The 24,668-nt window shown below is 41.8% G+C and carries 20 protein-coding genes; 9 read left to right on the forward strand and 11 right to left on the reverse strand.

Annotation, left to right across the window (positions count from 1 at the left end; translation table 11 throughout):
- Positions 1 to 7: 7 nt before the first annotated feature.
- A complete protein-coding gene (locus LX73_RS02200) occupies positions 8 to 1,420 on the reverse strand; it encodes a GWxTD domain-containing protein (RefSeq protein ID WP_148897831.1) in 1,413 nt (470 codons plus the stop codon).
- A 160-nt stretch (positions 1,421 to 1,580) separates the two neighbouring features.
- Here LX73_RS02200 and LX73_RS02205 point away from each other — a divergent pair, with 160 nt between their 5' ends.
- The 5 genes from LX73_RS02205 to LX73_RS02225 all read left to right on the forward strand — a co-directional run bounded on the left by LX73_RS02205 (position 1,581) and on the right by LX73_RS02225 (position 8,420).
- Complete coding sequence (locus LX73_RS02205) at positions 1,581 to 3,215, forward strand: acyl-CoA carboxylase subunit beta (RefSeq protein ID WP_148897832.1); 1,635 nt, start codon at positions 1,581 to 1,583, stop codon at positions 3,213 to 3,215.
- 108 nt (positions 3,216 to 3,323) lie between these two features.
- Positions 3,324 to 4,667, forward strand: a complete 1,344-nt coding sequence (locus LX73_RS02210) for an amidohydrolase family protein (protein WP_148897833.1) — start codon at positions 3,324 to 3,326, stop codon at positions 4,665 to 4,667.
- A 5-nt stretch (positions 4,668 to 4,672) separates the two neighbouring features.
- Entirely contained in the window at positions 4,673 to 6,082 is a 1,410-nt protein-coding gene (locus LX73_RS02215; protein WP_148897834.1) for an amidohydrolase, read from the forward strand.
- A gap of 23 nt (positions 6,083 to 6,105) precedes the next feature.
- Positions 6,106 to 7,425 carry an amidohydrolase family protein gene (locus tag LX73_RS02220; protein ID WP_170245554.1) on the forward strand — a complete coding sequence of 440 codons (1,320 nt, stop codon included), beginning with the start codon at positions 6,106 to 6,108 and terminating at the stop codon, positions 7,423 to 7,425.
- Between the two features lie 179 nt (positions 7,426 to 7,604).
- The gene (locus LX73_RS02225) at positions 7,605 to 8,420 is read left to right on the forward strand and encodes a carbon-nitrogen hydrolase family protein (protein WP_148897836.1); all 816 of its coding nucleotides are present in this window, start codon (positions 7,605 to 7,607) and stop codon (positions 8,418 to 8,420) included.
- Between the two features lie 87 nt (positions 8,421 to 8,507).
- On the opposite strand, the gene LX73_RS02230 is transcribed toward LX73_RS02225, so the two are convergent.
- The 4 genes from LX73_RS02230 to LX73_RS02245 form a co-directional block, all read right to left on the reverse strand.
- Positions 8,508 to 9,674 (reverse strand): DUF445 domain-containing protein, encoded by a 1,167-nt coding sequence (locus LX73_RS02230; RefSeq protein WP_148897837.1) that lies wholly within the window; start codon positions 9,672 to 9,674, stop codon positions 8,508 to 8,510.
- Between the two features lie 186 nt (positions 9,675 to 9,860).
- On the reverse strand, positions 9,861 to 10,301 hold the full coding sequence (gene ybeY, locus LX73_RS02235) for an rRNA maturation RNase YbeY (protein ID WP_148897838.1): 441 nt from the start codon (positions 10,299 to 10,301) through the stop codon (positions 9,861 to 9,863).
- Complete coding sequence (locus LX73_RS02240) at positions 10,294 to 10,764, reverse strand: hypothetical protein (protein WP_148897839.1); 471 nt, start codon at positions 10,762 to 10,764, stop codon at positions 10,294 to 10,296. Before LX73_RS02240 ends, ybeY begins: the two co-directional genes overlap by 8 nt.
- Positions 10,765 to 10,861: 97 nt before the next feature.
- Positions 10,862 to 13,843: a glycosyltransferase family 117 protein gene (locus LX73_RS02245; RefSeq protein WP_148897840.1), complete on the reverse strand. Its 2,982-nt coding sequence runs from the start codon at positions 13,841 to 13,843 to the stop codon at positions 10,862 to 10,864.
- Between the two features lie 359 nt (positions 13,844 to 14,202).
- Here LX73_RS02245 and LX73_RS02250 point away from each other — a divergent pair, with 359 nt between their 5' ends.
- Positions 14,203 to 15,708 carry a sodium-dependent transporter gene (locus tag LX73_RS02250; protein WP_148897841.1) on the forward strand — a complete coding sequence of 502 codons (1,506 nt, stop codon included), beginning with the start codon at positions 14,203 to 14,205 and terminating at the stop codon, positions 15,706 to 15,708.
- Here the strand turns inward: LX73_RS02250 and LX73_RS02255 are convergent.
- Entirely contained in the window at positions 15,705 to 16,232 is a 528-nt protein-coding gene (locus LX73_RS02255) for a PH domain-containing protein (RefSeq protein ID WP_148897842.1), read from the reverse strand. The genes LX73_RS02250 and LX73_RS02255 overlap by 4 nt on opposite strands.
- 80 nt (positions 16,233 to 16,312) lie before the next feature.
- Positions 16,313 to 17,224 (reverse strand): cation diffusion facilitator family transporter, encoded by a 912-nt coding sequence (locus tag LX73_RS02260; RefSeq protein ID WP_148897843.1) that lies wholly within the window; start codon positions 17,222 to 17,224, stop codon positions 16,313 to 16,315.
- Between the two features lie 252 nt (positions 17,225 to 17,476).
- Here LX73_RS02260 and LX73_RS02265 point away from each other — a divergent pair, with 252 nt between their 5' ends.
- The 3 genes from LX73_RS02265 to LX73_RS02275 are packed head-to-tail and all read left to right on the forward strand — an operon-like array spanning position 17,477 to position 19,917.
- Positions 17,477 to 17,860, forward strand: a complete 384-nt coding sequence (locus tag LX73_RS02265; protein WP_281289649.1) for an RNA polymerase sigma factor — start codon at positions 17,477 to 17,479, stop codon at positions 17,858 to 17,860.
- A gap of 45 nt (positions 17,861 to 17,905) precedes the next feature.
- Positions 17,906 to 18,505 carry a hypothetical protein gene (locus LX73_RS02270; protein WP_148897845.1) on the forward strand — a complete coding sequence of 200 codons (600 nt, stop codon included), beginning with the start codon at positions 17,906 to 17,908 and terminating at the stop codon, positions 18,503 to 18,505.
- Between the two features lie 23 nt (positions 18,506 to 18,528).
- Positions 18,529 to 19,917: a serine hydrolase gene (locus LX73_RS02275; RefSeq protein WP_170245555.1), complete on the forward strand. Its 1,389-nt coding sequence runs from the start codon at positions 18,529 to 18,531 to the stop codon at positions 19,915 to 19,917.
- A gap of 136 nt (positions 19,918 to 20,053) precedes the next feature.
- Here LX73_RS02275 and LX73_RS02280 read toward each other — a convergent pair whose 3' ends face one another.
- The 4 genes from LX73_RS02280 to LX73_RS02295 form a co-directional block, all read right to left on the reverse strand.
- Positions 20,054 to 21,334: a PQQ-dependent sugar dehydrogenase gene (locus LX73_RS02280; protein ID WP_148897847.1), complete on the reverse strand. Its 1,281-nt coding sequence runs from the start codon at positions 21,332 to 21,334 to the stop codon at positions 20,054 to 20,056.
- Between the two features lie 105 nt (positions 21,335 to 21,439).
- A complete protein-coding gene (locus tag LX73_RS02285) occupies positions 21,440 to 21,775 on the reverse strand; it encodes a hypothetical protein (protein WP_148897848.1) in 336 nt (111 codons plus the stop codon).
- A 39-nt stretch (positions 21,776 to 21,814) separates the two neighbouring features.
- Entirely contained in the window at positions 21,815 to 22,399 is a 585-nt protein-coding gene (locus LX73_RS02290) for a hypothetical protein (RefSeq protein WP_148897849.1), read from the reverse strand.
- Between the two features lie 96 nt (positions 22,400 to 22,495).
- The gene (locus LX73_RS02295) at positions 22,496 to 24,535 is read right to left on the reverse strand and encodes a TonB-dependent receptor family protein (RefSeq protein ID WP_148897850.1); all 2,040 of its coding nucleotides are present in this window, start codon (positions 24,533 to 24,535) and stop codon (positions 22,496 to 22,498) included.
- Positions 24,536 to 24,668: the final 133 nt, after the last annotated feature.

The following is a 24,668-nucleotide window of genomic DNA, read 5'->3' on the forward strand; positions in this document are numbered from 1 at the left end:
CCGATCTTTATTTTCTAGTTTGTTCAACCAAGCGAAAATCTCCGAATCCGCTAGTGGCTTTAAAGATAAATTCTCGAGAAGGGTATGACCATATTTCTGTGGTGGCTCCCTTCGTTGGGAATTTTCGTTCAATATCATTGGGTGGCCCGTATTTTATATACACCTTACCCTGATCGGTGTTGTAGCCAAGTTTTTGTTTGGATGAGTATTTTTCAAAGGCGTAATCAATACGATTGTAATATTCGGTCATAAGCTCATTGAATTCGGTCTTGGGAGAAGGATCCCGTTTCTTCCAGTAATCTCTGAATTTTTGCTCTCGCTCTTTTTTAGTACCGCTTGAAAGCCGATTGATTGTTTTGTCATCGGCAATAAACCGGAGCATATCCACCGCTACATCCAGACTTAGCAGGCTATTGGGTATATCAGGCCAAACGGTTTGAAAAACAGTTTGTGCCACTGGTTTTGTTGAGCTTTGAGTGTCAACCGTAAGGCGATAAACCGCGTTGGGAAGTTTGGTGCCCGGTATTTTTATCAATGCGTAAGTATATCCATCTGATACTTGTTGCAAATCTACTCGTACACGTTCATTGTTTGTAGCTACCAGCGAGGGTTTGATACCCTTGTTGATATGTTTTTTTGCAAGCTTTTTGGAATAGACACTCTTAGCCTTACTGGTGTCTTTGTCCTGAATATTTAAATTTGTTACGGTAAGGCTGTAATTAGATTCTGTGTTAAAATCAGGTAAATAGACAAGGGCATAAAAATCAGTAGCGTATTTTACGTTTTTGCCGAACCGAGACAGCACTAATTGTGATAATTCCTGACCTTCGATGAAATTTTCGCCGAGAATAACATTCCCCACTTCTATTGTGTTATACCTAGAGATAGACAAGGTTTTTGCCCGTGATCTTCTTGATTCCGTTTCTTGTCCTTGTTTCATCTGAAGAACATAGCTGTAAACTCCGGGTGTAAGTGAAGTTTTAACATATCCACTCACAAATTTATCAGTAGATTGACTTTGTTGGTAATCGGCAGCAAAAGCAGTGTCAGACCACATGGTACGTCCCACCGAAGGCAAACCTTCAACCGAGACGTCCTTCCGTTTACCCAGTTTTGATTTATTAGATTTAAAAACTTCCATGTTGAGTTGTATCGCACTGTAAAACTCTTTTCCGGAAGGCCCGCTATTGTTCTTTTTAAACGACAAATAGCTATAGGGCATATTAAAAACCGTGGCGAGAGTAACTGTAGAATCTGTGTCACCGGGTAAGATGATTTGATCAAAAGAGGCAGGTTCTTGTTTATTACTCCGTGCAAGCTGCACATATTCGGGAAGACGTTGCGCGAAAAGATCGGTTCCATTGAAGGGGAGCAACAGGACAACAAAAATAGCTGAGTAAAGAAGCTTGGATAAGTTCACGATTCCAAAATTTAATTAAGAATGTTAATAAGTACTACAGCAATCTAAATTAATGAAGATAATCCGAAATACATATATTCATTACTTTCGGGATTGCTAAAAATCGTTATTTTAAACGCTCGAAATTGCAATCTATTACCTACAAAACGTAATTCACTCTATGAGTTCCAGCAATTCCGGTTCAACTTCTGCACAGGATCTACAATCACTTATTAAGGAAATCAATAAAACTGAGGCCGAGATCAAAAAGGGAGGAGGAGAGAAGCGAATTAAGAAGCATCATGATAAAGGCAAACTCACCGCCCGCGAACGTATTGATATGCTGATTGATGAAGACAGTCGACTTTATGAGCTGGGGCTCTGGGCCGGATACGAAATGTATGAGGATGAGGGCGGATGTCCCTCGGGCGGTGTGGTCACAGGAATTGGCAGCGTATCTGGACGCGACTGTGTGATTGTAGCTAATGACGCCACTGTAAAAGCCGGAGCGTGGTTCCCTATTACAGCCAAGAAAAATTTGCGGGCTCAGGAGATTGCTCTCGAAAATCGGTTGCCAATTTTGTATTTGGTAGATTCTGCCGGCGTTTATCTGCCGATGCAGGATGAAATTTTTCCCGACAAAGAACACTTTGGACGTATTTTTCGCAACAACGCACGGCTTAGTGCCGAAGGCATCCCACAGATTGCCGCCATTATGGGCAGTTGTGTAGCCGGCGGCGCCTATTTGCCGATTATGAGCGACGAGGCTCTTATTGTAGATGGAACCGGCAGTGTATTTTTGGCCGGCAGTTACTTGGTGAAAGCGGCCATTGGTGAAGAGGTGGATAATGAAACATTGGGTGGTGCCACCACACATACCGAAATTAGCGGTGTAACCGACTACAAAGTAGAAGATGATGAAGAATGCTTAAGTACAGTTCGGGATTTGGTAGATAAATTGGGTCCTTTTGATACTGCAGGATTCAATCGTAAAGATCCGGTAGCCCCCGCCCGTGATGTGACCGAAATATTTGATGTTTTCCCTGATGATAGAACCAAGCCATATGATATGCATAACATCTTAGAATGTGTTGTAGATGAGGATTCATTTACTGAGTTCAAAAAAGGTTATGGGCAGACACTCATCACTGGTTTTGCACGCGTGGATGGCTGGAGCGTAGGCATTGTTGCTAACCAGCGGAAGATTACGCGCACCAAAGAGGGCGAAATGCAGGTTGGAGGGGTCATTTATTCCGATTCCTCCGACAAAGCGGCCCGGTTTATTATGAACTGTAATCAGAAGAATATTCCTATTGTATTTTTGCAGGATGTGACCGGATTTATGATCGGCAAGCGTAGCGAGCACGGGGGAATCATCAAAGATGGGGCCAAGATGGTCAATGCAGTATCAAACAGTACGGTGCCCAAGGTTACGATTGTGATAGGTAACAGCTATGGTGCTGGTAATTATGCGATGTGTGGACGTGCTTACGATCCTCGATTTATGTATGCTTGGCCATCAGCTCAAATTGCAGTGATGGGTGGTACACAGGCGGCAAAAGTATTGACTCAAATCCGGGTTTCATCACTTGAGAAAAAGGGAAAAGAAATTACCGAGGAGGAGGAAGAAGAAATTATGAAAGAGATTAGTGAACGGTATGAGCATCAGACGGATGTACGTTATGCGGCGGCACGCTTGTGGGTAGATGGAATCATCAATCCTGTTGAAACGCGTGATCGTATTTCACATTCCATTAAATGCGCGAACTATAATCCCGATATTCCAGAGTTTAAAACTGGCGTGATGCAAACCTAATACAATAAACAGTAGTCAGTTAGCAGTATATTTTTTATTACATTTTTTTAATTAAGTATATCTCTTATCACATTTTTCAATTGTAAATTATAACCTAATACCAATCTTATGAAGTTAGTGCGTACTTTTGTTCTTTGTTTCGCCTTTCTGATGGTATGTTCATTGCAGGGATGGTCGCAGTCCTCACCCGCTGAGGCTTTAGAAAATGTGACGATCCATACTGCAGATGGCAATACTATTGAAGGTGGCACTATTGTTTGGCGTAATGGTGTCATTACAGCGATGGGCAGTGATGTATCTGTCCCGTTTGATGCCTACGTTCGCAACGGTGGCGACAGTCTCCATGTTTATCCCGGATTTATTGATGGCTTGGCGTTGTGGGGAAGTCCTGATATTGAAAAAGATTCTGGAACTCCTGATGAACCAGGTAACCCGGGTTATGCCAGGGCAGGCATTCAACCGGATCGCGAGCCGGCCGGCAATCTCAATTATGATACTAAAGTATTGAGAGAAGCTCCAAAACATGGTTTTACAACGGCAGCATTAGCCTTAAAAGGACGAATGTTATCTAGCCAGGTTGATCTTTTTTCCATCAACGGAAAACAGACTAAAGGTCATGTTCTGAAAAGTGGACTGGGCATACTTGCACAGTTCGAAGAAGCCGGGGGCACAGCCTATCCTTCTACAACGATGGGGATTATGGCACAATTGCGTCAGCTTTTTAATGATGCCAAAGCCCTAAAACAACAACAGCATTATTACGCATCAACGTCGGGCAATTATTCTGCTCCGCAAGAAAATCATGTATTACAGTCACTCTATCCAGTGATGCAGCAAGAGCAGCCGCTTTATTTTGTTGTTGATAGTAAAGAAAATATTGAGCGTTTGTTTGAGCTTCAGGATGAACTGGGTTTTGAGGTTGTGCTTGTATCCGGAAAAGAGGCATATAAAAAGGCTGATGAGTTGAATGATCGAAACATTCCGGTATTAGCCAGTATCGATTTACCGGAGAAACCGGAATGGAAAAAAGCACAGGAAAAGAAAGAAGAAAAAGAAAGTGAGTCTGTGGAAGAAGTGACCGATGAGATGCGCATTTTTCGGGAACGTCAGCTGGCAGCTTATAAAGCGGATGTCCAAAATATAAAAAAGTTACTAAATGCTGGTGTACAGGTTGGATATGCCTCGAATGGATTCAAGCTTACTGATATCCAAAAGAATATTGCAACGCTCAAAGAAGAGGGCGGACTAAAGGATGAGGATATCTTACAAATGCTAACGCAACATACTGCCGATATATTGGGCTATGGACAGAAATTGGGTGATGTTACTGAAGGACGCATGGCCAACTTTACCGTGTTCACAAAGCTATTCACCGATGAGAAAACCAAAGTGCTTTACTCGGTTACTGATGGTACACTTACCGAATTTGAATCAGAATCTTCCAACGATTAAGTATTATGAAGAAGATAATTGTACTGCTATTTACACTGTGCCTTAGTTTTAACGGCTTGGCACAGGAAACAGGATCCGTACTGATCAAAAACGGAACAGTCATTACTATTACTAATGGCAATAAAGTTGATACCGATGTATTGATTGAGGATGGAACCATTACTGAAATAGGAAAAGATCTTTCTGCTCCAAACGGAGTTGAAACGGTTGATGCTGAAGGCAAATACGTGATGCCCGGCATCATTGATGCACACTCTCATATTGCAGCTGTTGATGTTAATGAATGGACCAATCCCGTAACGGCCGAAGTATCAATGGAGGAATCCATTAATCCCAATGATATTAATATTTATTGGGCGCTGGCCGGCGGTGTAACGTCTATTCATCTAATGCATGGTTCAGCTAATGTGATTGGAGGGCAAAATGAAACACTAAAGCTTCGTTACGGAGCAAATATGAATGAGATGCGTTTTAAAGGTGCTCCTCGAACCATCAAGTTTGCGCTTGGTGAAAACCCTACTCGTGTACATGGACAGGGATTTGGCGTAAAGCCGCGCACCCGCATGGGCGTTGAGCAGGTTATTCGTGACCATTTTGATGCTGCTCAGGATTATAAACGAAATCGACAGCAGTATCTTGATGCCAAAGAAGCTTACGAAAATGGCAATCGGGATGAACCACCTGTTCCTGTTGCCAAAAATGAACGGCTGGAGGTTTTGGTTGATATCCTGGAAGGAGATGTGTGGATTCACACGCACTCGTACCGCGCTGATGAAATTGCCATGTTGATGCGGGTCTTTGATGATTATGGCATTGAGAATTTTACCTTTCAGCATGCTAATGAAGCGTTCAAGGTTGCGCCTGAACTGAAAGAGAATAACGCCTATACTTCGGTTTTCGCCGACTGGTGGGCTTATAAATTCGAGGTTTATTACTCTACGGCTTACAATGCTTCGATCCTGAATGCTAACGGAGTGCGGAACAGCATCAACTCCGACAGCGGTGAGCTGATCCGTCATCTTAACCACGAGGCTGCTAAAGCGGTGCATTACGGTAATACCAGCAAGCAAGATGCCTTAAAGATGATTACAATTAACCCTGCTATGCAGCTGGGTATTGATGACAAGGTAGGTAGTATTGAAGAAGGCAAGCACGGTGACGTAGCTATCTGGAGTGGTCATCCATTAAGTATTTACAGCAAGACGGAAGCTACTTATGTGGACGGCAAGAAGTATTTTGATCGCTCTGAAGATAAGAACGATATGCGCTTGCAACCTGATGCTGAGACCGACTTTGATGAGGGCAGAAACCGTTGGTACAACGAAAACGGTCGCCAAGACAAAACATGTCTGCAAGGTGCTGAAATTCGATTCAGCAAGAAAGGCATGAAGCTTAACCAGAGCAATAGTAATTAGAAATGAGAAACGCAGGATTTTTTATGAAATACTTTAAACGACTTTTTACAACGAGCCTGCTGGTGTTAGTTATCGGGATGGCTACTCACGCTCAGATCACCGAAAAAGCCAGCTATGGCAAATTTGCAATTACGAATGCAACCATTCACACTGTCACTAATGGTGTGATCAAAAATGGTATAGTGCTGATTGATGGAGAGACAATTGTTCACGTGGGCAAGAATGCCAAGATCACAACCGACTATAAGCGCATAGATGCATCAGGTAAACACGTATATCCTGGTTTTATGGATGCGGGTACGCAGCTCGGTCTCCAAGAGATTGGGGCTGTGGCGGTGACCAATGACCAGGCTGAACTGGGCGATTATAACCCTCATGTTCGAGCATTTACGGCTGTTAATCCCAGTAGTGTTAGTATCCCGGTAACCAGAGTTAATGGTGTTACGCATGCGATCTCTATGCCCGTATCAGGACAATTGTCCGGCAAGGCTACACTTATTGATTTATACGGTTACTCACCCGATTCGATGGCCGTTCAGCCCAATGCGGCAATGCACTTAAATTGGCCAACCGCTCAAAAAGCAGGCCAGTGGGATGACCGTAGCGATAAAGAGATCCAAAAGGAGTACAAAGAAAATCTCAAGAAACTCAATGATTTTTGGTCAAGAGCGGAATTCTATAATAAAATGATGTCCGCCTATGAACAGAATCCTGACCAAAAAGAAAAACCGGATGCTAACAAGAAGATGCAGGCCATGCGAGAGGTGGTTACTGGTCAAATTCCGGTTATTGTTTCGGTGGATGCCAAGAAGGATATTCTCAATGCTATCGAATGGATAGAAAAGCATCCCGATGCGCGATTCATTTTGGCAGGTGTTCAGGATGGATGGCGTGTGGCCGATGAGATTGCAGAAGCGGGACTTCCGTGCTTGGTTTCTACACTTTATACGCCGAACCGTGATTACGATAATTACCAACGACCGTATCAAAATCCTGGAAAGCTACATGAGGCGGGAGTAAAAGTTGCTATCGCTACCGGGGGAGTTGAAAATGTTCGTAATGCGCCATATCACGCTGGATTTGCAGCTAACTATGGATTAGGTAAAGAAGAGGCCCTGAAGGCAATTACTATTAACGCTGCTGAAATTTTCGGCGTTGATGATAAGTTAGGTAGCATTGAAAAGGGCAAAAAGGCAAATCTTTTTATTGCTGATGGCGACCCTTTTCAACCAATGAATCATATTACCCAGGTATTTATCAGCGGATATAAAATTCCGATGGTGAGTCGACATACACAGTTGTACGAAGAATATCTGGACAGAGGAGCCAAGAAAAACAATTGACTTGGCAATTAGTAAATCTTTTAGAGGTGTGGCATGAGAGGTGTCACACCTTTTTTTATGTTTTAATCATTAATTGGTCATTTTAAAATGATATCAACCATCTATTTTTCCCGAGCGAAGATGTAAGAGGCATGCAAGGAGGAATTCTTTAACTAATTATTTCAACAGATTATAAATCCATGTTTTCATCTTCTTATAAAGCTGCAGTCATCCAGATGAATAGCCGGACTAATCTGGATGCTAACCTCGAACAGGCTTATAATTTTATTGAGGAAGCTGCTGAGCAAGGGGCAAAGATTGTTGGGCTTCCCGAAAATTTTTCATTTCTGGGAGGTCTGTCAATGCGGATGAAACAAGCGGATGAAATAGCAGAACGTGTACCTGAATTTTTATCCCAAACGGCCAGCGAATTTTCTATTTATCTGATGGGTGGCAGTTATCCTGTTCCCACATCGGATAATAAGCTGTATAACCATTCTACACTCTATAATCCACAGGGCAAAGAGCTGGTATCATATAACAAAATTCATCTCTTTGATGTGGATTTAGGCAATAATGAGTCGTATCGAGAATCAGATTACGTAGAATCAGGAGCACTGAATCCAACAGTATATGAGGACGAAAATATCGGTAGCTGGGGACTTACAGTTTGCTATGATCTTCGATTCCCCGAGTTGTATCGCAAATTAATGGAGAAGGGATCGCATGTTTTATCTATCCCTTCAGCCTTTACCTATACCACGGGAAAGGATCACTGGCGTTTGCTGTTAAGAGCACGAGCCATCGAAAATACGGCATACGTTTTTGCTCCCGCACAGACAGGTACGCATGGCTCGGACAGAAGGACATGGGGACATGCCATGATTGTGGATCCCTGGGGTAACGTAATTGCCGATGCCGGTACTGAGCCGGGCGTTGCCTATGCTGAGATTGATCATAAAAAGATAAAAGAAGTACGATCACAGATCCCTTCACTGGAGCATCGCCGTTTATAGAGATTAAATGTAAGAGTCTAAAACACCCTAAGGATAACAGATACTCTTTTTGAGTCTTGAGGTAGGGAGCCGTATAAAAATACCAGGTCAAGAATTGGAAGAATATTGATACAGAAGTTGATCTGTCAATAAAAGCGTAGCTGAAAGGGCGGCAAGGAGAATAACACTTAACAAGGGTTCCCAGATGATAAATCCGCCTACAAATCCCAATACAGCACCGAGGTACTGGATGTATTGCAGCTGCTCATTGGTAGCCGAACGGATAATGTTAGCAATATGCTGTTCGTCATAATCGCGCAGATTTTCTTCAACCAATTTTTGCACATCAAGTTGATTGATAAGTTTATATAGTAACGAGGTGACGATATCTTCGATAGTATTGCTGTGACCGTCGATTTTTTGAGGAAGCTGGTCGAGTAGTTCATCTACTTTATCAAGACCATCTTCGACTGAGGTAGGTATTTGCTTAAGAGCTTCTTCGATGATTTGCTGCATTTCTTGTCCCTTTACAAAAGAGTAGGCCTTAAGTGCCACTTTCTCGAATGATTTATCATGGATAGCTTCTTCAATTTGAAGGAGAATGCGCTGGGCCAGTGCTCCGCGTATTTCCGGATCAGCAATCATTTCATCAAGGTAAGAAATGCCCCATTGTTTTAGATCAGATCGGAACTCTGGATCATCTATAATACTTTTTATGTATTTGGTTGATTGCTCACGATAGCGGCTGATAGCGTTCGACTCATTGATTTTTTTCTTAATGATTTCCTGGTTAATAAGATCATCAGAAACAGTTTTAGCCAGCCTAAAAGCAATACGGTCTTTCTGGGCGGGAATAAGTCCGTGACCCAATATAGGGCGTTTTTCAGCCGGTTTAAACAACATGGTAATAGCCAGCCAGTTGGTAGTGAAGCCAATTAAACCGCTGACACTCACAATTTTAAGCAGTCCTTCAAATTGCAGTGATAATCCCCATACTTCAGCAGTTAAACCATTAAAATCCCAGAAAAAAGATATGCCAAAAGTAATAGCCAGCACGTAGGGTACTGCAGAAAGCAGGTCAATAAGTGTAGAGCTGTACTGTGCTTTACGTTTGGGTTGAGTAGTGTCTACGTTATCTGATTTTCTGAGGCTTTCAATATAACTGTGTCGGGCCACAATTTGCCAAAGCTGTTGGGCATGGTGCCGCGTTTTATCTTTGGCTGCTTCAAGAGCCTTTTTGCTTGTTTGGTCTGTCTCTAGCTGCTGTTCACTCATGGCAGTTAATTTATTTGACGTCTAACACAAAAGCTATACGCAAATATGGCGAAGTAGTTAGGGTATGTATATTTATAATGAACTGTAATTAATTTTTCTGCCTGTTTTATTTTAGGCTGCTTACAAACTAACCACCTTCAGAGTTCTTCTGCACTTGATTATGATGCTAAGCTATTTTTAGAACCTCTATTCTACTTCATTTAAATAAAAGTCCTCACGGGCGGTCATCTGCTGTTTTTGGTCGTTGGTTTTATCTTCGTAGCCTGCTAAATGCAGTAAGCCGTGAATGTAGATCCTTAAAAATTCTTTTTCAGGGGATTCGTTGAGCTCTTTCGCCTGTTCTCTAATTCGGGGAGCACAGCAGAACATTGTGCCTTCAATAGCACTGTTATCCTCAGAGTTATCATAGCGAAAGGTAATTATGTCAGTAATGTAATCGCGCTCGAGATGCTCTTTATTTATACGTACAATTTCTTCCTGATCTACATAAACTATTTCAACAAAGTTAAATGAACAGTCCTCTGATTTAGAAAGGGTAGTGGCGGTTGAATCAAAAGTTGAAGAGGAGAGTGGAATATCCGAGTCTGTTTCATTAAAAACCTGGATATCAGGCTGTTTGTCAGCCATCGATTTCATCTTCGTCAAATGAGAAATTATCGGTCTCTACAGATTCAGTAAGCGATAGGGCAATAGCACACATCATCACATCTTCGGGAAGGGTCGTAAAATCGCTGTTTAAGATCGCATCACTTACATTCGCATACAAGCTGCATCCTGCTGCTTCTTCTACGATTAATCCTGATGTACGTCCTTGTTGTCGCCCAAAAAAGGTAACCTGTTGTAGCATATCACTGGCAATAAAAGCCGTGCAGTTGTGGAGCTGCAAAAAGGTGTTTTGTGCATAGACAGATACCATATTCATTTCTTCGTCTTCAATATCCAGCCCAAGGTGTATTTCGAGTGCTAGTTTACGACCCTCTTTTTTATTTTCGACTTCCAACCGATATACATCATTGCCTAATGGTTTTGCGGTTGTTCCAAGGACATCTGCAATAGCATCGATATTTTCTTTTGTAAACTGGTGAACCATGAAGTAAAAATTTTAGCAGACTATTATATTGAATATGATAGTTAATATACTATTCGCTGCCAAAAATTAGAAATTTTTGGTTGATGATTCCATATTGTTATAAGATATCACCTAACTGGTCTATCTGAGCCTTATTTTCTTCTTTTGATCCGGGTATCGAAATGAGCTGACCAGTGATGTCATCCACCTGTTTTTTAAGTTCCATGGCTTGATCGTTGTTACCCGCCATAAACATTATCCGTTGTATGATGGTCAGGTGCGAAATGTTACGAGAAACATTTCGAGCTATGTTTTGTCGCTGTGATGCAATGTCTTTAAGCTGATTCCTAAGTTGCTGTTGCTTATTCATATTGGCATTCTTCCGCGCTGTTTTACTCCGCTGATCGATTTCACTGATTTGGCTCTGAATATCCTGATAATCATTCATATCAGAACGCAAGTTATCCAGCACTCTTTGTTTAACGCTGTTTGCCAACCTCAGGGCATTGGTAGTGTCACCGACATCAGCATAGCTGAAGGCATAAAGCACTATGGGATTTGCGCTCATTGTTTGCCTGTTAAAAGGGAGACGTTCTTCGCCCCATTGTAGCCAGTGACGAGCACTGTCCGCCTTACCCATTTCTTTGTATTTGCTGGCCAGTTCGGTAATACTAAAGCGGTAATTCGTTAACATGCGCCGAATATTCTCATCAAAATAGGCATCAGGGTTATTCCACTCACGAAAACGAAATTTATTAAGTCGCTTGGCGTGAATTTGCGGATCCAGCCATCCGAACCGTTCCGCTTTATGACGTTTGGGAACAACTCTGAAGGCCTTACCCTCGAACCGGAAGTAGGGTTGTAAATTCAGCTGACTTTGGGTAGAAACGGTGTTGGCAAAATAAATGGGCCGCAGCCAATCGTTGGTTCGAAGAATATTTAAAATTACATCATCCTGCACTTGGGTATAATAACGTTTCTTACCGTCACGTCCCTTGCCGGCAGGTCTTCCTTGGTAATACCAATCCATACTGTCATCCAGAGAATCAACGGGCATGCCAAATCCAATACCCTCTTTATAGATGTTAAGTGAGGTGTCCGGATTTACATTTAGTGCTTTTTTATAGGCTCTATCGCTGGAAAAAGCGTTTTTAAGCATTTCTTTCCCGACCGGAATGGAAAGTGTATCCGGATTATAAAGATCATAGCTTTGTGTAGCCTTCTCAATTTCTTCTTCCGACATTGAGATAGGCAATGGCGGTGATTCATGTGACCATTGGTTTTTAAGCTGTTTGATATACCAGTCGGTATTAAGCAGACTCAGGCAAACAATACGTACATCTGTGCGTATTCCCTCAACTTCTTGGAGATACCAGAGGGGAAAGGTGTCATTGTCACCATTGGTAAAAATGATGGAGTTTGGTGCTGTTGACTGCAATAAGTTATAGGCATAGTCAGGAGCAACATATCGTTCACTTCGATCGTGATCCTGAAAATTCTGTACTCCCATTAGTAGAGGTGAAGCACAGAATAATATTCCCAGTAATCCATATGCCGCAGCCTTACTTTTACCTAAATAATCTTTAATTAATTCTACTAATCCTATGCTACCCATACCAATCCATATGGCAAAGGCAAAGAATGATCCTACGTAGGCATAATCCCGCTCGCGGGGCTGTAGGGGTGTTTGGTTCAAGAAAACAATAATGGCCAGACCCGTAAAGGCAAAGAGGGCAAAGACCGAGAGCGCGCGTTTCCAGTCATTCTGGAAGTGAAAGAGCATACCAAATATGCCCAGTAAGAACGGGATATAGAAATAACTGTTATGTGCGGGATTATTTTCGTGCTCTGTTTCACTTAACCCTGATTGCCAGCCGGCATCCTGCATATCAGCATCGCGGCCAATAAAGTTCCAGGCAAAATAGCGCCAATACATATGTTTGACTTGGTAATCCAGAAAGAACTCAAAATCGCTGGAATACTTAGAATACTGGCGGACATGTCTGGGGTTACCGGAATATCGACGGGGAAAAAATACCTCTTCTTGTCGGTTAATACCTCCTTGAGAGTTATCAAAGGTATATCCTGTTAACAGTGGTGTATTCCCGTACTGTTTGCGCTCCAGGTAGTCAATAAAAGATTCTACTGTTTCGGGATCATTCTCATCAATAGGCGGGTCGGCGGCAGAGCGGATAAAGATGAGTGCATAAGAAGAGTACCCAATTAATATCATCGTATAACACAGAATGATGATGTTAGCGGTCCGGTTGTTATTTTTGTGGGTATAGTAAAGTCCGCTGGCAATGGCAATTATCACCATGATGATAAAGCTCAGCGGACCAATAAGTCCATAGCTGGCCTTTGTTACCTGTTCCATGATAGATGGAATAGACTGTAGGGTAAAGGGGTAAATCAAAAGGAATGAAACGACAGCTAAACCGGCCATACCAGCAAACGAAGTCCAAGTAAATTCTTTCTTTTTAAAGTAGATAATGAGTGCTACAAAGAAGAGGGCCAGCAGATTCAGCAGGTGAAGTCCCAAAGCAAGGCCAAACAAATAGGAAATCAGAATAAGCCAGCGCTCATTGTGGGGTTTATCATGATTTTCGGCCCAGACCAGAGCAAGCCAAACCACCATAGCCGTAAAGAACAATGAAATAGCATAAACTTCTGCTTCGACGGCATTGAACCAGAAGGTATCAGTGACCGCAAAGCTGAAAGCACCGATCAGAGAACCACCATACATACCAATTTTGTCAAAGCTAACCATTTGTTCGGGAGCGCCTTTCCATTCGCGTACTAATCGTACGCTAATAAGATAAAGCAGCATTACGGTGAGTGCCGAGCTAAGGGCGCTGATAAAGTTAATGCTCACAGCTACATAGCTGGTCGGCATAAACATGGAGAAAATGCGTCCCAGTAATGAGTAAAGTGGTGCCCCGGGAGGGTGGTTAACTTGTAGTCCATGGCCTACGGCAATAAATTCACCGGCATCCCAAAAACTAGCCGTGGGTGCCATTGTGAGCATGTACAATATTAGGGAGGCAACAAAAGTGAATAGTGCTAAGGTACGATTCGTTGATTTGTGGTCTGAAAACATTCGTGCTTAAATTAAATACAAGAAATTGCCATTAATCAGCAGGCAATAATAGTGATAGGTGTGTTGGATTCAAAATAAGAATTTTTGTTCCCGCTGTTAAAATATTCAACGCAGGGAGATGACAAATATTTTTATTTGGATGTAATTTCAGAATAACGATTGCCAATCGATAAAAAAAGACTAAAAATAGCTGTCACGTAATTTTATTGACAAAGGCTTTTAAAAACTGTTTAATTGGCAGTGGTCCCGAGTTTGTAAAGGAATATCGATTATTTATGTGATATTAAGGTTGCGGTGACCTATACGCAGTGGTATGATAGGTTTTAAAAGTCTTTCAAGAACTAAATCTATAGGATGCTATGAGTTCAACAAATAATAGTAACAATCTATTTTCCTCAAAGTTGGGGTTAATTCTAAGTGTGCTTGGCATTGCAGTGGGTACCGGTAATATCTGGCGCTTCCCGCGTATTGCTGCACAAAACGGTGGACAAGAGGGGGCTGGAGCATTTCTTATCGCCTGGATCTGCTGCCTATTTTTATTTTCTATTCCACTGATCATTGCTGAATATGGCATTGGTCGGCATGGGCGTAAAGGAATAATTGGCTCATTTATTAAACTAGTGGGTCGAAAATATGCCTGGATGGGCAGCTTTATTGGTTTTGTAGCTACGGCTATCATGTTTTATTACAGTGTAGTTGCAGGATGGTGTCTCTACTATTTGGTTGAATCCATCACAAGTAGCCTGCCGACAAATGTGGCGCAGGCCGAAGCAGTGTGGTATGGCTTTCAGGGTTCATATCTGCCATCGGTTTTTCATGCTGCCATGATGGCTATTGGTGGATATATTGTTGTAAAAGGTATCTCATCTATCGAACGTATCAATAAGGTGTTGATTCCCTCACTGCTGTTGGTAGTTGTAATATCACTCATCCGGGCGGTAACCCTGGAGGGGAGCGGACAAGGACTTGAATATCTTTTTACGCCTGACTGGTCGATGCTCAGCGAACCAAGCTTGTGGCTTGAAGCTCTTACACAAAATGCCTGGGATACCGGTGCCGCATGGGGACTCATTTTAACGTATGGTGCGTACATGCGAACGCGCGATGATATTACCATCAGTGCTTTTCAGACCGGTATTGGCAATAATATTGTATCACTGCTGGCAGCAATGACCATTTTTGCTACCGTTTTCGGTACGTTGGGCAGCAGTATGGCTAATAAAGAAATTATTGAACTTATGCAGACATCAGGTCCAGCCTCTACAGGACTTACCTTTATGTGGATGCCGCAGCTATTTAGTAAAATGGCCGGTGGATCTATCTTTGCTATCCTCTTCTTCCTTGGATTAACCTTTGCAGCCTTTAGTTCACTGATTTCAATGATTGAGCTGGCCAGCCGTGTTTTTGTTGACATGGGCTTCCACCGCAGAAATGCGACTATTGGCATTTGTATTACCGGCTTTTTACTGGGGATGCCATCTGCGATTTCAACAGATTTTTTAGCTAATCAAGACTTTGTATGGGCAGTGGGACTAATGGTATCCGGAGCTTTTATGTCTTTTGCAATCATTAAATTTAAGCCCGAGAAATTTCGAATAACCATTGTTAATAACAAGGAAAGTAAAGTTCAGCTAGGCAAATGGTGGTCCGTTATTATCAAATATGTGGTTCCTGTTGAGGTTATTTCGCTACTCATCTGGTGGATATATCTGAGCATAACTTCTTATGCTCCTGAGAGTTGGTATAATCCGCTGAGTGCTTTTTCAGTAGCTACCATCGCCGTTCAGTGGGGTATTGGCATGGCATTATGTTACTTCTACAACGATAAGATTACCGAAAAGACAATAGCTGCAGATAAAGGTTAATCCATCTTTTGCTCAATTATTTTCAAAGAATCCCTAATTTCAGAGAGAATGCTTAGAGTAGATTCATCTGCAGCAGATGACGATTGCGGCTGAGTTCTGTTGGTAACTTTATCACGTTGGTTGAGTACTAATTTTCTAAATTCGGCTGCATTTTCAATCCCGATAAGTTTAAGGTTCGCTTGTCCCTGTGCGCTTCCGCCGGCCGTTTCTACTTTCAGGATGCTCATTTCAAAATATTTAAGCAGCGGACCTTGCCGAAAGGTAAGATCCTGGATTTTGTCCAGTGGAATGGTCTTTTCCATGTGGAAAATATAGCCCCTTTCGAATTGTAGTGTCCGCTCGCTAAGATCAGCTCGTAAATAGCTGTAATACTTTTTGATGAAGAAGGGGGCAATAATAAAGTAAAATGGCAGTAACACAATGCCTACAATGGTACAAGTTAATATTATAGCCCCTGAAACAAGAAGATATGTTTTAACTTTTGGTGTGAATTTGGCCTTTTTGATAATGTTCGGTTCCGACATAATTAGGTTTGTTTAGTTGATTAATTACTCAGTTAACGCAATATATACCAATCATTATTAGCTGCAATTAAGATCATCAATTAATTTTGATTAGGTGGTTCAGCCTCAACAAATACACGTTTTACATTTGGGAAGCTTTGCTTAATCTCTTTTGTGATTTTATCGATGTCTTCTTCAATTAGTGAAGCCGTCAGTGAATCCTCAAAATCTACGCTAAGCGTAGCCAGAATGTATTCAGGCCCCATGTGTATGGTAAGTGCTTCATTTATAGCCTTAATGGCTTTATGACGTGAAGCAATATTTTTGATCCCGGATATAATTTTTGGATCTGCGCTTTCACCAATTAAAAGGCCTTTTGTTTCATAAGCCAACCACGCGGCTGTTGTCCCAAGGATGAGTCCGATACAGATAGATGCAATACCGTCGAAAATGGGATTGCCTGTCCATTGGCTAAGGCCAATGCCTGCAAGTGCTACAAATAAACCGGCCAGGGCAGCCGAGTCCTCAAAAAGAACCACAAAAGTAGTAGGGTTTTTCTCTCCGTGGACGGTTTCAAAAAACCCTTTGTCTTCTTTTACTTGGTTGAACGCTTTAAGCGCAAAGTACCAGGCGATACCTGTGGCAATAATCGCAAATCCCAATACCCCATAGTTAAGCATTACATTTTCAATGGGATGGGGATCCATAACGCTGTGAATCCCTTCATAAATGGAGACGCCCGCGCCCACAGCAAATACCATTATGGCTACAATAAAGCTCCAGAAATAAATTTCTTTACCATAACCAAACGGGTGATTTTCGTCTGCAGGTTTTTGAGCTTTTTTAATCCCCAGTAAAAGCATAAGTTGATTTCCAGTATCAACAGTCGTATGAATACCTTCAGAGAACATAGCTGAGCTGCCGGTAAGAAAGGCGGCACCAAATTTAATTAAAGCGATTATCGCGTTGGCAACAAGAGCAGCATAAATTACTTTTTTTGAAGAAGCAGCCATAGAATCAATATTGGTTAGATTAATATAAATTGGGACCAATTATAGGTAATAATAAGCAACAGCGAAACGGTAATAATGTATCTGATAAAAAAATTATATTTGGTTGTAAGTTTTTGGGGTTGGCAAACGACTAACATTATGTAAGAGACAAGGAGCTTTGATTAGGCCTATAAGACCTATATAATTTTTTTGTGAAGATTACCGAGCAGGATTTTTTCGACATTATTGAAGAGTATTACCCGACTTCGTCATTTGTGTCGCATATATCCAGATGGGATGGAAGAGCAGAAAGATATCTATCAGGTAATTATTGCTGAAGCTTGGCGTCCGCTTTCGTCATTTAATGGGGAGGCCCGCATAGGAACTTGGATATATCGTTTGGCTGTAAATACAGCTATGTCTTATAATCGTAAAAAGGAAACCAGACAAAACTATCACTCCAAGTATAAAAAAGAACAAGGAAAACCAACTTTTACACCTAAAGATCATGGACAAGATGAAATGTTGTCGAAGTTGTATCGGGCCATTGTAGGTTCAATGCATCAGAAAAAGCTACTATCACCATGTATTTGGGTGATTTTAGTTACAGAACAATTGCTTTTGTCACTGACATTACTGAAAACTACGTGGGTGTAAAGTTGAATCGTATTAAAAAGAAATTATCACAAAAAATAGAAGAAAATGATGGAGCTTGATGAATTGAAAAAAGTATGGAAGAATGAGCAGCCTGATCCGCAATGGGAGTATTCCCGAGCAGAGCTTTTAATGCTTCTTAATAACAAAGTCATCTCTTTTGAAAAAGAAGTACAGTCAAGAGATAAACTGGAAATTCTTGCCTGCATTATCGTGGTTATTTTCTTTGGAGTAACGTTTTTTCTGACCAGCTCTATATGGCAAAGAACAGGAAGTGCCATCCTGGTTGTAGCTGCCGGATTTATCTGTTACCGACTGTATGCTACCAGCAAGCGCTCTGCTGATAAAGATCATTCAAAAGACCAGACAATGGCGGACTATCTGAAGGCTGAACTTGAGTTTGTCAAGCGACAAAAGCAGCTGCTAAACAATATTTTTTGGTGGTATATTTTACCACTTACAATCGGTTTACTTTGTTTTGCCGCTGGTTTCCAAATATCCCCTGTGTACAAATACGGTTATATGGGAGTAGTGCTTTTAATTGGAGCTATTGTCTGGAAGCTTAATCGTAATACTGCAGCCCAACGGTTTGATCCGCTTCTGACCGAAATTGAAGATGCCCTGCATTTATTAGAAGAAAATGAGTAAATTATAATTCAATTATGATTTTTATGAGGTCCTTACTGCGACGATTTTTATGTGGATGTCTCGTCGGTTTATTCCTTTCTACTGTAGCACTTGCACAGACCGATAAACTGGAAAAGGTTCGACAAAGCGTTGGGCAGCATATCGCAGAAAATGAATTTATAGGGGCTGCTATTGCGTATATTGATTCTAGCGGCCAGGCATCATTTATACTGGATGGTACTCAAAAGAAAGGCGGACAGGCCGTTGATAAGAAAACTATTTTTGAGCTAGGTTCCATTACCAAAGTATTTACTGCCCTTGCAGTAGCTGATTTTCTTGGCCGTGATAAAGAGGTGCGTCTGGATAGTAAAGCTGAACCTTTGCTCCCCGAGGGATATCAGCTGCCCGAATACAAGGGAAAAGGCATAACCCTGCAACATTTAGTTACACATACTTCCGCACTTCCCCAAATTCCGGACAATCTGCCGGTCTCTTCTGCTAATCCTTATGCCAGCTACGGGGATTCTCTGTTTCAATCCTACTTGGTTGACACTGAACTCAGTCGTGCGCCCGGAAGTCAATTCCAGTATTCCAATTCCGGTATGGCATTAGCGGGACGTATTCTTGAACATCAGTCGGATCAGTCTTTTGAGCAAATTATTAAGAATAAAATTGTAGGTCCGTTACAGATGCAAGATACCTTTGTGCAAATTTCACCCGAAGATTCTGCTCGCTTTGCTCAGGGACATCTTGGAAGCGAACCGGCCGAATATTGGAACTTTAATGTTTTTGCTCCTGCAGGAGCGCTCCGTTCTACGATAGTTGATATGGCAACGTTTTTGTCGGCTCAGATGTCAAATACTGAAACAACACTCAGCTCAGCCATAAAGCGTAGCCAGCAGCCTTTGCATGATATACAGAATAAGGGACCACGCCTCGATAAAGTGGGTATGGGATGGATCTATGAAACGCGAAAGGATACGATAATGTGGCACAATGGTCAGACTGGCGGCTTTCGATCCTTTATGGGGATAAATACCGAAACCAACAGCGGAGTGGTGGTGCTCATTAATGGAACTGCTCCCATTGCTGATATTGCCCTGTATTTGTTAGATGCTGATTTTGAGCTAAAAGAGGTTCAAAAGAATATTTCACTGCCGGTAGAGACACTTAAGAAGTACGTTGGAGAATATAAGGTGACTAACCAAATATCATATTTTGTAACCTTACAGGATAAACAGCTGTATTTTAGAGTCAGCGGACAGCAAAAGATACCCTTCTATCCTAAATCAAAGAAACGGTTTTACTGTAAGCTTATTCCCGCTGAAATTGAGTTCTCAGTCGATTCTACGGGGACGGTAAAAAGGGTGACATTATTTCAAAATGGGCGGGAATTTAAAGCCCAAAAATTGCAGAAAGATTCAAAGAATTAACCAAAAGGTGCTTTGTAAAACCACAAAATTTGTCTAAGTGGCTATATCAAAGCATCTCCCATTAAAGCTAAGATTTATAGAAGGAGATCCTTAAGCTATATTCAGGGTGACAACTGGTTTTGCAAAGCCCCAAAAGCTAGTTGCCGGTGTAGACGATCCTCCAGATTTTGCCTTCCTGAGAGTCAGATATAAGCAACGATCCGTCTTTGTACTGAGCAATGCCCATCGGTCGATATTGAGCTTTGCGGGGAGACTGCAGAGAATCCTTGCCAGCAAATCCATCAGCAAACTCTTTGTAATCTCCTGAAGGGGTAGGGCCATCAAAAGGAACAAATACAACTTTGTATCCTTGCTGAGGTTCCGGAGCGCGATTCCAACTACCGTGGAACGCTATAAAAGCACCGTTTTTATATTTACCAGAGAATTGCGATCCATTGTAAAAAACGAGGTCATTCGGCGCCCAGTGGCCGGAAAAAGCCATAATGGGATTTTCATATTTACCTTTCTCGGCCGGTGTTTCACCGTCACCGCCGTACTCGGGTGCTTTCATTTTTTGTTCTTTCTTCCAGTTGTAATAAGTATATGGCCACCCAAAATTGTCGCCTTTATTTACTCGAAATAATTCTTCAGCTGGTTGCTCCGCATTTTCTTTGGTGGTATAATAGTCTGACCACAAAGAGTGTAGCTGGTCGCGCCCATGTTGAGCAACATACAATTCGTTAACATTCAGGTTCCAGTCTAAAGCAACAGAATTACGGATTCCTGTAGCATATCGCTGCCCATCTTTCTGAAAAGTTTGGCCTGTCTCTGTAGCACTGAATTGCCAGATACCACCGTGATTTTTGAGTTGAGGGCAGGGATCCATACCTGCAGAGCCAGGCGTACGCATTTGCTGTTGACAGGCATTTGAAGGTGCCCCGATATTAACATATATATTACCTGATCTATCAAAGGTAAATGGTTTAACTGCATGCTGTTGCTGTGTAGCAAATCCCCCAACAACGGTTTCGGGATCAGCCTCCGGAATAAGTTTTCCATCTGTCATTTGATAACGAACTATTGAGGTATCAGACCCAAAATATAGATAGCCACTATGTACTTGAATGCCCGTTCCGGTTTGGTTACCAAAATATTTGACGGTTTCAGCTTTTCCATCTTCATCATTATCGCGTAGTGCTGCGATACCGTTACCGTTGTGAAGTTCAGAAAGAGCCATATAAATATCCCCGTTTGGCGCTGTGGTGATGTGTCGTCCTGCGCCTATATTTTTGGCTACAACTATAGCTTGAAAACCATCTGGGAGGGTGATACCACCATCGTCTTTTTCAAAATTTAGTTTTGTTTCTTGGTTAATTCCGCTATTGCAGCCAATTGTAAAGGCTAAAAAGAGCAAACAACAATACTTTAGTATATCCATAATCCCATTTTTTATTATTGATTGTGATATCTGTGTAATTAAATGGCAAGAATTATTGAATCATTCACTTAGTCTAGTAGTTAATACCTAAAGGGTTCGATTATGCTAATCAGCACGTGAAGCATTAATTTTTTGCTGCGTTATAAATGAAATGACCCATATAGCCCCCCATGCTATACCTAAATACCACCAGCTAAACCAACAAAGTACGGCTGTATTTGTCCCGTACAGCATGTGATTATACCATTCGGGAGCTTTGGTGTCAGCTTTATCCATCAGGTTTAAAAAGTCACCGCCAAATAAAACAAAAAACTTTACCAGCAACAAAAGGCCTGTATATCCCCAAACGAGCCAGGTGAGGATAGGGTGTCCGATAAGGACGGTTGCTATAATTGTGAGTGTAGCAAGGGTATCAACAAGAACATCTTTAAACCAAGACATGCAAATTGCAGTTTAATGAATGGTACAATTTGCACGTAATTAAAGAATTGTTAGGCTCTTAATCCAAACTAATTCGCTGGCTTTTTCCCCTTGGTCACCGCGTTTGAGTGATGATTTAAGGTTCCAACCACCGGGAAATTTTGCATTGACAAGATAGCCATCGATTTCCACAATATGTCCTATTCGAAGTGTTTTAATTTTATCACGTATTTTCTTGGTGGGAGCAATAATATGCATGTTTTCGGCGTAGCCCCACATTTTTTCCGGTTTGATAGGTGGACGGCCCATGTCCCAATGGTACGAACGCTCTGACTGTCGCACCATTACTTTATCTAGATGCCGCTCATTAGACATGGGGCCCCATCCGAAGACAATATCAGTCGTTGTAAGATCCGAATATTTATCATCATACTGGGTCATGGCTAACACTCTGGCCTCCATATTGATGCTTGCCTTTGCATCAATTTCGATATCGCCAATATTCAGATCTTTGGTATTAAATACGGTTTCCTGTACAGGTTCGTCAGGAGCTACAACCCCGGGACCATGAGTTATCGGACGCGTGGTCCAGTAATAATAAATCCCACCACCAATAAGAAGTAATATGAGTATCTTTTTAATCATAGCTTAGAATGCTGAAAAAGTTGTTGGAACAATGTCTTTTACTAACAAGACCATCTTACAAGATATTTTCCTGATTGTAAATTCTCTTAAAATATCTTAATAATTGAAGGAAACACCCACTTGCCAGTTTCGGCCTGGTGCAGGCTCATAATAATTTCCGCCGGAAGAGTTTACCACTACTGAGCCATTGTACCGTTGGTTTAGAATATTATTTATATTGATGAACGGATGAAAAGTTCCGGATTTTTTTGAGAAAGGTATTTTATAGCTAAATTTTGCATCTAGCACGTTGTAGGCATCATTTATAGCCGTATTTTTATTATTTACAGCATAGCTGCTGACCCGTTCATAGGAGAGTGAGGTGATAAAAGAATCAGGGGACCAACGAATGTTACTATTAAGCCGAAAATTGGGGATACCCGGCACATTATTCCCATCAATAGAGGTTGTGTCGTGCGTTAGCGCATCTTTAAATATAGCTTTGTTAAGATTGATATTGGTGCTCAAAGTTAATTCCCGGTTAATAGTCCATGATAAACGACCTTCAATACCACTGTGCATTGTCTTACCTTGGTTGCGATAAAAGGTAGGGCCGTTTTTGCTTAGTTGATAGGGAAAAAGCAATTCACTAATCCAAAGGCGGTATAGCGCTACGTCATATTGTAATCCTTGGTCAAAGATAGTGCCTCGAATTCCTGTTTCAACTCCAATGGTTTTTTCGGGTTTCAGTTGGGGATTAAAACCATTGCCACCACCAGGCCGGTTAACCAGTTCTGTTGTAGTAGGTGCTTCGAATGAAGTGCTGATATTGGCAAACAGTGTTTGGTTTGATGGTTTGAAAGTGACACCAAAGTTGGGACTTAAAGCCTGAAAGTTACGTTTACCGGATACATTTGCAGATTGGGCATCAGTAGTAAAGGTAAGCTTATCAAAGCGAAGGCCACCCAGAAAACGAAGATTGCCCAGACGATAAGATCCCGAAACAAAAGCCGCCTGATTCCATACACGTTCAATCTGATTAACAGTTTCTGCCCCCCGCGTCGCATCACCGGCATTGTCGAATTCAGTCCGGTCATCGTTTTGTAGCTTGGATTCAATGCCTACCTGTAGTCCAAACTGATTCCAGTCTCTCTTTAAGGAAGATCGAAGACCGCCCACCCAGCGATTAACGGTAATTATTCCAAAGGGCAGGGGATTGCTTAGATCACGATAGATACCATAACCATTAATGGTAATGATACCTGCCGGTGTATCCAGAAGGTATGAAAGCCCGGTTTGTGCCTGCGTAATTTCTTTTCCAGCTTTGGCTGAATCTGCAAATTCAGTTACAGCCATTTGCGGATTATTCTGAGCTTGCTGAGCTGTTAAGCTGCTGGGATGTTGTGCTTTGGGCATATGGATACCTGCCGCCTGATACCTAAGCTGACTTCGGGAGGTAAGATTTATCGAACCTGTTATTCCTGTTCTAAGTATTTCAGCAGCGCTGTAATCCCGAAACCCATTGGTGCTAAGGTAGCTACCATAGGCTGAATATTTATGACCTGAATTGTGATTAGAAAATGATGCTTCGGCCTTTTTTAATCCAAAAGAGCCGCCTTGTAGCCGTACTCTTGTATTGCTTGTATCATCAAAGGAGGGCCGAGTAGAAAGATATAATACACCGCCGCTGCTATTCCCCCAATAAGTAGCGGCCGGACCGCGGATGAGCTCGGCTTTGCGTATAAATGAAGGTTCTACAATGTTGATCATCGTTTGTCCGTCGGCTACGGTAAGTGGAATGCCGTCTAGTACTACTTGGATACCCCGAACCCCAAATGAAGATCGCCATCCTACTCCTCGGATAGTCAGTCGTTCTCCCAGGGCATAATTTTGCCGGTCATTAATCCAAAGGCCAGGTAGTTGTTCTCCCACGGCCGACAATGATAATGAAGAGGAGTGGTTGACGGATTGTAAATCTCGAGTTAATGAGGTAACTGATAATGGAGCTCCAGGTGAACTGATAACTGACTGTAGGGCTGTAACCTTTATGGGGTCCAGTTCAATTTCCAGGCTATCCTGACCACTGCAGATGTTCGTAATACAAAATATTGTTACGACTAAGAAGAATAGGTTATATCTAAAAGTTTTATAACTCAACAGTCCGGGGTTTTTATATTAAAATTAGTGTTAGCTACTATGGTGTGGTTCATTTTATGGACAAGTTTTTTAACATCAACAGCTATTGGCAAATTCCACCTTGCATCCCATAAATTATTTTTTCTTATTATTT

Origin of the sequence: Fodinibius salinus (assembly GCF_008124865.1) — a bacterium.
GTDB lineage: Bacteria > Bacteroidota > Rhodothermia > Balneolales > Balneolaceae > Fodinibius > Fodinibius salinus.